We start from the raw sequence: 253 nt of genomic DNA, 5'->3' as shown, positions 1-253 counted from the left end.
CGTTATGAGCAATGGGGGGACGCAGAAGGATAGGGACGCGAGCTGATGGATGCTCGTCCAAGCAGTGAGGCCGGTCAGTAGGCAAATCCGCTGACCATAAGGCTGGGCTGTGATGGGGAGGGAAAATTATAGTACCGAAGGTCTTGATTTCATGCTGCCAAGAAAAGCCTCTAGCCAGGATGAAGGTGCCCGTACCGCAAACCGACACAGGTAGGCGAGAAGAGAATTCTAAGGCGCGCGGAAGAACTCTCGT

General features: G+C 54.5%; 1 rRNA gene. It reads left to right on the top strand.

Features of this window, described 5'->3' with window-relative positions:
- Positions 1 to 253 (top strand): 23S ribosomal RNA (locus tag M3650_RS31645); the annotation flags it as partial.

The organism is Paenibacillus sp. MER TA 81-3, from assembly GCF_023713585.1.
GTDB lineage: Bacteria > Bacillota > Bacilli > Paenibacillales > Paenibacillaceae > Paenibacillus_B > Paenibacillus_B profundus.
This window is presented reverse-complemented; position numbering and strand designations above follow the sequence as displayed.